This window comes from Microcoleus sp. D3_18_C2, from assembly GCF_036702395.1.
Lineage (GTDB): Bacteria > Cyanobacteriota > Cyanobacteriia > Cyanobacteriales > Microcoleaceae > Microcoleus.
Window position 1 is genome coordinate 1 of sequence record NZ_JAUBTG010000105.1, and the last position, 8,328, is coordinate 8,328.

The 8,328-nt window shown below is 44.2% G+C and carries 5 protein-coding genes; 3 read left to right on the top strand and 2 right to left on the bottom strand.

The features are described from left to right. The first annotated feature begins 263 nt into the window (after nucleotides 1-263). Together QUA88_RS28750 and QUA88_RS28755 are read left to right on the top strand one after the other, a co-directional pair. A complete protein-coding gene (locus QUA88_RS28750) occupies nucleotides 264-1,796 on the top strand; it encodes an NAD(P)/FAD-dependent oxidoreductase (protein WP_333275134.1) in 1,533 nt (510 codons plus the stop codon). A 367-nt stretch (nucleotides 1,797-2,163) separates the two neighbouring features. Next, entirely contained in the window at nucleotides 2,164-3,378 is a 1,215-nt protein-coding gene (locus QUA88_RS28755) for an FAD-dependent oxidoreductase (protein WP_333056291.1), read from the top strand. Between the two features lie 146 nt (nucleotides 3,379-3,524). Here the strand turns inward: QUA88_RS28755 and QUA88_RS28760 are convergent, their stop codons facing one another. Together QUA88_RS28760 and surE are read right to left on the bottom strand one after the other, a co-directional pair. Next, nucleotides 3,525-4,397, bottom strand: a complete 873-nt coding sequence (locus tag QUA88_RS28760) for a pentapeptide repeat-containing protein (protein ID WP_333056290.1) — start codon at nucleotides 4,395-4,397, stop codon at nucleotides 3,525-3,527. Nucleotides 4,398-5,680: 1,283 nt separating this feature from the next. Then, nucleotides 5,681-6,358, bottom strand: a complete 678-nt coding sequence (gene surE / locus QUA88_RS28765) for a 5'/3'-nucleotidase SurE (RefSeq protein ID WP_333263022.1) — start codon at nucleotides 6,356-6,358, stop codon at nucleotides 5,681-5,683. 865 nt (nucleotides 6,359-7,223) lie between these two features. Between surE and QUA88_RS28770 the strand changes: the two genes are divergently transcribed. Continuing rightward, nucleotides 7,224-8,270: a protein kinase domain-containing protein gene (locus QUA88_RS28770; RefSeq protein ID WP_333275138.1), complete on the top strand. Its 1,047-nt coding sequence runs from the start codon at nucleotides 7,224-7,226 to the stop codon at nucleotides 8,268-8,270. The last annotated feature ends 58 nt before the right edge of the window (nucleotides 8,271-8,328 follow it).

Here is an 8,328-nt window from a genome sequence, read left to right on the forward strand (position 1 = left end):
CCCGCCCGTCCAAAAAGGACGGGCGGGACGCCCATCCCACAATAACAATTAAAATTGTAAGTTATTTAATTCGCGAGCCTAAATTTAGATGCTTCACACTATTGTGGGGTGTTGTATTTTTTGGGCGTCCTGCCCGCCCAAAAAGGCATAACAGTGCGTACCCCACAAATAGCGTGGTAAGCCCTCTTCAGAATTTCCTCAGAATTGAGCGTTAGTTTAAATAAACAACGATCGCCCGATTCAATCGATCGAGGAAATTGCCCATGAAAACAGATTACCTCATCGTCGGCAGTGGTTTATCAGCACTGGTTTTCGGAGCTTTGATGGCAAACTCCGGCAAAACCGTACACATCCTCGAAGCTCACGAACATCCCGGAGGCTTTGGTCACACCTTTACGATGGCCAAAAAATACACCTTTAATGCCCAATTCCACTACGTGTGGGACTGCGGCGAAGGACATACAGTCAATCGAGTTCTCAAAAAACTCGGTCTCGATCGAGATGTCACCTTTGAGCGGTACGATCCGAATGGCTACGACCACATGAGAATGCCTGGGTATGCGCTGGATATTCCCTCGGAACCAGAGGAACTGATCCGCAGATTGTCGGCGCTGTTTCCCGAAGCGGGCGAGAGAATTCGCCAATTCGTCAACGAAGTCGAGAAAACCGGCGAAGGACTAAGAAAACTCGCTCCTCCCGTCAAACCAATTGAATTGCTCAAAAATTTCGGGGACGTATTCTGTGCCGTCCAACACCTCAACAGTACACTTCAGGACGTTTTCGACAAGTTCCAACTCCCGCAAGCCGCCCAAACCCTATTAGCCCTGCAATGGCCGGACTTTTTGCTGCCTCCAAATCAGCTTTCTTTCTATGCTTGGATTGCCTTGTTTAGAGGCTATCAAGAAGGTGCATTTTACCCGACGCAGCATTTTGAAGATGTTATCAATTCTTTAGTTAAAGTCATTGAATCCAACGGGGGGAAAGTTCTACTAAACCATGAAGTCACGAATTTTAGGGTGATAAATAGAACAGTAACTGGTGTTGAAGCGATGGATTTGACCACCAATCAAACCCATGAATTCACGGGCGACACGGTGATTTGCAACCTTGACCCGAAAAGAGCGGCCAAGATGATTGGAGAGGAACTGTTCTCTAAAACTGTGCGGCGGAAACTCAACTATGAGTATTCTGCATCTAACTACATGGTGTACTGCGTTGTCAAAGATATCGATCTCCGAGACTATGGATTTGGCAAGTGGAATACGTTTCATTCTGAACACTTGGATCTAAATGAAGCGTTTGCTCAAATGTATGAGCAAAATGATTTTTCTCGTCCGAGTTTTGCAATTACAACGCCAACTTTACTGACCCAAGCGCGGCGGGATTGTCCAGAAGATTGTCAAATTGTCGAATTTCTGACTGTTGCTAATTACAGCTATTTTAAACAGCTTTGGGAGAGCGATCGCAAAGCTTACAGACAGAAGAAACAAGAGATTCTGGACTCAATTTTAGATGTTGTGGAAAAACACTATGTTCCGAATTTCCGCAAACACATGGTCTTTCATATTACCGGAAGTCCGACGACTAACGAGCGCTTCTGTTGGTGTCCTAACGGTAATTCCTACGGTTCCAGCCTGACGCCGCGCAACATGGGAGTCGATCGGCTAAATCATGAAACATCCCTCAACAATTTCTATTTCTGCAACGCCTCCTCGGGCTATCCAGGCTTTGCACCGACATTTTGGACGGGGGCGCTGCTTTATCAACGTTTATCCGGCGATGCGATTTTAGGCTAAGCAATGCCAATTAAATAACGGCGATATCTCGTAGGTTGGGTTGAGGCTTTGCGAAACCCAAAATTTGCTGATATCTGTCAGGAAACGGCAAGATTTGTAGGGATAGATGATTGCCGTTTCGTACCGATAATATCGGCATTCAATTAATATCTATTCAACTAATCAATAGCGGGACAGTTTGCAGTGTGTACCTACATATAAACCTTAGAGGTAAGTGTTGTAATAGCTATCAAATACAATTCGTCAAAAGAATGCAACCGTAGGCAATATTCCGACCACTAGCTTCATCAATTATTCCCAATTATTTCATCAAAAATCGAAAATACAAAATCCACAATGGTATAACCTATCAATCTAGGAGTGAACTATGAGAATTGCAATTGTTGGGGGCGGAGCGAGCGGTATGGCAGCAGCCTACTGGCTCGATAAACAGGGACATCACGTCACTGTGTTGGAAAGTCAGCCGATTTTAGGCGGACACATTCGGACGCTGAACAAAAATGTTGTACCCAACCAATCGGAGTGCAATGAAATATTAGAAAATGGGGTGCTGGAATTTCCCACTGTGTTTTACAATTTCGTGGCTTTTATGCAGGATCTAGGGGTGCAATTAGAACCCGTGCAGATTGGTTCAGCGCTGTTTTTTAAAGATGGCACTCACTTTTTGTCTGCGGTATCTATCCAAAAGAATTTCACCGGAATCCAACGCCTAATCGAGTATTTGCGACTTGATAGTCTTTACGCTCGTTCGGCGGGATTTATTTTAAAAATGCGGTTTGCTAAACAGCATGATTTCTACGATGTGCCGCTTTCTCAGAGTTTGAAAAGTTCGTGCATCCGCAATTATTGGCTGAAGTTGCTGACGATGTACAGCTACTCGATACCGTTTGAATTGCTCGACAATTTCCCGGCAGAATTAGCGATGCCTGTTTTGCGCGAATATGGCTCTGTCAACTGGGTGAGGATTAAAGGCGGGGTGTATTCTTACATTGAAAAGATTTTGGAGCGATTTAAGGGCGATATACGGCTAAATGTGGAGATTGCCAATATTTTTAGAAGTGCGAATGCTGTAAAAATTGTGCTTTCTGATGGGGAAATCCAGGAATTTGAGAAGGTGGTTTTTGCGATGCCACCAGATCGAGTTCTGAGGTTATTGTCTGATCCGACTGATGCGGAAACGAAGCGGTTTTCCGCGTGGAAAGCCAATTATGCAACGACTGTACTGCATTCGGATACATCGATGTACGATCGCTATGGTATCCGCAAGTTATCAGAATTTGATTTTTTCGAGACGGACAAGGGATGGGGATATAATGCGAGCTTGAATCAGCTTTGCGGTATCTCCTCCCCACGAGAGTACAGTTTAGCTTTTCAACTGCAGGAGTCGATCGCCCAAAAGCAGATTATTCACATTCAGAAACATCACACGCCGCTGTACACTGTCGAGTCTTTTCGATATCGAAATGAAGTTATCGAGACTAATGGCGAGAACAACACTTATCATGCGGGAGCTTATTTGGGGGATGGTTTGCACGAAGGAGCCATTACCTCTGCTTTGCGAGTCGCGAAATTAATCGGGTGAGCTCAATTGTGATGCTACAAACTCTCGCAAATATCAGTAAATTTCTTGCCGGTGCAACACTCTCACAAAAGTAATGATGTCGGCATCAAAAGTTAAACCAATGCGAGAGTCGTACACTCGGATGCGAAATTAATTTTTGGCCTTGCCTAAGCTGCGACACCACGTGCTGCAGTTAAGTAGACATCATTGCTCAAAGATGGGGGGATTGTTGATCCGGCTAACTGAGTACCCTCAAAGTTGGTTCCCGTGAAACTTGCGCCGCTCAAGTCGGCTTCGCTCAAGTCTGCATAGCACAGCCTAGCCCAATCGAGGTTTGCCTGCACCAAAGAAACCCCCACCAGATTTGCCCTGGTTAAATCTGCTCCCATCAACTGGACGCCCCGCAACTGAGCCCCGCTGAGATTGGCAGCTAACAAGTTCGAGCCTTCCAGGTTTACCCCGTTTAGTTTGGCTTCACTCAGGTTGACGCCATTGAGATCCGTCCTGCTCAGGTCGATGCCATTGATATAAGCTTTGCTGAGATAGATGCCTGTTAGTTGAGCGCCAAAAAGCTTTGCACCGCTGAGTTTTGCCCCTCCGCAGTTTGCCCAGTTGAGGTTGGCTCCCGTGAGGTTGGCGCCTCGCAGGTTGATGAATTGCATGTCGGCTGTACACAAATTGGCGTTCCAGAGGATGGCGATCCGCAGGTTGCTACCGATGAGTTGGGCGCCACTCAACTTTGCCCTGGGCAGTTTTGCTTTGACGAGGAAAGCTCCGCTGAGATTGGCTTTTGTCAGCTCTGCATCGGCTAGTCTGGCTTGACCCATTTTGGCAAAACTCAGATTTGCCCTGTAAAGGTTTGCGTCGTTGAGTTCTGCTTTGGTGAGATGCGCCCGACTCAGGTTAGCTCCCGACAGGTTAGCCCTTGAAAGGTTGACGCCAACTAACATAGCTCCGCTGAGGTTTGCTCCGCTGAGGTTTGCGTCAGCAAAGTCTCTGTTTCCATTTTCGTATTCTTTGAGCAGCTCGGTTACTTCCATACGGGTCACATTCCTTATAGCGGAAATTAATCTAGAAATAAACACTCTTTATAAGTATTTTATCTCAAAAGGAGCGGACTGGATCGCACTTTCTTGAAAGCGGACAATTAACTTTATATTTATACATATACTTGGTGCTTTTTCCCTAGTCCCGATCGTTTTGAGGTCATAACCTGAAACCCTTGATTTACTTAGCCTCTAGTGTGCTTGGGCAAGGGTTGCGATCGTACTGAGATCCGTGAAACCGTTATTCTTAGTAGGTAAGCCATCAAACACTGTCCGAAGTGTTAATCAATAGTTAAAATCAATATTTTTGTTGTCCACTGTGACTAACAGCTTTTTTAAACCGAGACTGCAAATTTGTTGGTTGTGTTTGCGTCAGGTGTCGCGAAGGCTGGCATGGCCATAGCTCCATATTTTATCTGCTGTCATTCGATTTTAGATTTTAGATTTTAGATTTTGGATTGACTTGCGCGAGATCAATTCGGGGGCGTGAGGATTTTAGATTTTAGATTTTGGATTGATTCCACGGATAAATCACGTGGCGGGTACCACATGAAGAAATTCGCTTGTCATTTTTCAGGAAAATTAGATGTGGAACAACAGCTTAATCAGCCCGAATTTTTCTCGGTAGTCTCGCAGCAGTTCTGCTCGTGCTTTTCAATATTTCCTTTAGTCGATCGGGTGAAAAGTAATTTCAGACATTGTAATTCTGAGGAATTTATCGATATGCCTAACGGTAGAGGGTATTCGTTCAAAACCTAGCGGATAATATACTGCATATGGTACAAAACTAACAGCGATTAATATCTGTATAGCAGCACCTCGTCTACTGGCAGTTAGGCAAATGTGTCAATCTATGTTATGCTGAGTCAAAATTGAGGAAGAATCATGTCAAAAGAAAGAAAAAGCAACAAAGAAGTCAAAAAGCCAAAGAAACAACCTGATGGTGTTGCTAAGCCGAAGGATGACAAAAAAAATTATGGTAGCACGGACGGCCGCAAATAGAGATAGCGGCCACTCTCGGAATTGCGATTAATTTTGTGTAATTGTCATTACTATCGATTTTTAACAGATTTAAATATCCTATTTTGGGATAATCCGAAAACAGGTTTATTATATCTAGGGAATATGCAGTGCTAAACCCAAAGTATAATGAAATCTGTTTTTAGCCATGAATATCAAACATTCTGTCGCCGATCGAATTTAACACCATTTTTTTAGACTTGGTTGAAAAAAAAGATAGTTCGATCGCCCAATCCCATCAAATCCCATCAAATCTATCACAGCGATATCTCAGTCACCGCAATATTACCCTCAAAACACACGTCAACATCAGTCCCCGCCGCTCGATCGCGCGATCCATACTCTCCCGCATAATAAAAGTATTCTCCCTCCATCCGGTAAACCACTGGCAGCGGCTGCGTCGAAGGCTGGCAAAACACAATTTCCGGTTCCGCACTTCCGGGCGCTAAATGCGGCAAATTCACATTCCAGAAACACCCCGACTTTGGTTCCCGATTCAGCAAATCCCCCAACACCCGCGATGTCCAGCGAGTAGCGACATCCCAGTCAATTTCGAGCGGCCTTTTAATTCGGTGGGAAATTGCGATTCCCGGAATACCGTGCATGGCTGCTTCCCGCACAGCCGCCACCGTACCGGAAATATACACGTCAACCCCCAAATTGCCGCCCGCGTTAATACCCGAAAGCACCAAATCCGGCTTCGCACAAACGTGATGAAGAGCGATGCGGACGCAATCGGCCGGTGTTCCCCCTACAGCATATTCCACGGACGATCGCCGATCGACATGAATCGGACTGTGGGCTGTCACCTGATGCCCGCAGCCGGACAATTGGCCTTGGGGAGCAACCATAATTGTTTTGCCCTTTACTGCTTGCAAAAGTGCTTGAATGCCGGGAGCATCGATGCCGTCGTCGTTGGTTAAAATTATCGTCATTAAAAATGTGTCGGTTTTATAGAACCGATTTGAGAGCGCAGAGGCTGGCAACCTTCTGGTAGTTCTAGCCTAAATTGGTTGTTGGTTAGTGGCGATCGTCAGTAAGCTGTTCGGCATTTAAAGGACTTGCGTAAGGTGCGTCAGCATCTAAGGTTTTCCGTTTCAGCGTAAGGGTTCGCGAATGACGCACCCTACTAGCCTCGTTACTGGTTTAAATGCTCCACAGCTTATGAGCATTGCCACACATTTATATCATCGCATTAATTGAACAATTGCCCCAGAAATGTGGCGCGCCACATTTTAGCCGAGTCGCACCTTGATATGACAGCTAAAGCGACTTGTTACGCTTGCCCCAGTGCAGCATTCATGACATCAGTGTCGATGCAAACATCAATTAATCACATAATTTTTTCCTCGGCTCTCCCCGATGCTTTGTCTTAAAAGTAGCAGATGATACTAAGTATCTGAGACTGAACGTTGAAACTCTCGATCGTGCTAAATTCTTAGCTTGCGTTATCACCATAAGTACGAGAGAGCCGATAATAAGTTAATGTCGATTCCAATTGCGCTTTGACGTAGGGGAGGAGAGAATAAATATCAAATTTTTATCAAAGATAGTATCTAAGTTACTGTCCTCATTTCCCCTTCATAAATCAAATACTTATCTACACTGTTACCATTATTACATTGTAACTCAGGAGAGCCAGATGAACGAACCCACTCAAAGCAATACCAAAGCAGGCTGTCCCCCAGTTCCTCAGTCGATTATGAGCGCCAGTCGGGAAGAACTAGATCGCATCGATTTAGAATAGTTAATGAAAAGGGTAAGGTTAAAAAAACGATCATTCTTTCAGGATACGAAATTATAGAAAATATTTACGAAGGAGTCAGAACCGTTGTTTATCGAGGGATAAGAAATCGGGATCGACAGCTTGTCATCGTTAAAATAATAAAAAATGATTATCCTAGCCTTGAACAAATCACCAATTTAAGGCAAGAATTTATAATCACTCAAAATTTAGAGTGTGAAGGAATTGTCAAAACTTACAAGTTAGAGAATTATCAGAATAGTTTAGCGCTGATATTAGAAGATTTTGGGGGTCTATCCCTTTATCATTTTATGGCAGCCAATAACCTGTCAATAACCGAGTGGCTGAGGGTAGCGATCGCTCTATCCGAAACTTTGATCTATCTCCATCAAGTACCGATCATTCACAAAGACATTAAGCCCTCAAATATCATTATCAATCCAGCGACAGGAAAAGTAAAACTGACTGACTTTAGTATTTCATCGCGCTTGGAATTGAAAAACCAAAGCATTAGCAATCCCAACTTGCTAGAAGGGACTCTCGCTTATATGTCACCCGAACAAACGGGAAGGATGAATCGCGCAATTGACTACCGCACGGATTTCTATTCTTTGGGAGTGACTTTCTATGAAATGCTGACCAACCAGTTGCCATTTAGTACCACCGATCCGATGGAGTTGGTTTACTGTCATATTGCCAAACAACCCGTCCCACCTAAAGAGGTAGCAGAAATTCCTCAAGCGGTTTCAGATATTGTGATGAAACTGTTAGCAAAAAATGCGGAAGACCGATATCAAAGTGCGGCGGGATTAAAATTTGACCTGGAAACTTGTTTGCAGCAATTGCAGACAACTGGAAAGATTGAAAATTTTGCCATCGGTCAACGCGATCGCGGCAACCAATTACTCATTCCCCAGAAACTTTATGGTAGAGAAACCGAAGTCCAAATTCTTCTAGATGCCTTTGGACGAGTCAGCCTCGGTGCCACCGAGATGATGTTAGTTTCCGGTTATTCCGGGATTGGTAAAACTTCAATCGTCAATGAAGTTCATAAACCAATTGTAGCAGCTAGGGGATATTTTATTCAGGGTAAACGCATCTAAATTAAGTTGACAGAAAATCATATTTGTGCATGATTTGTTTTTTATAAAACAATTCTTA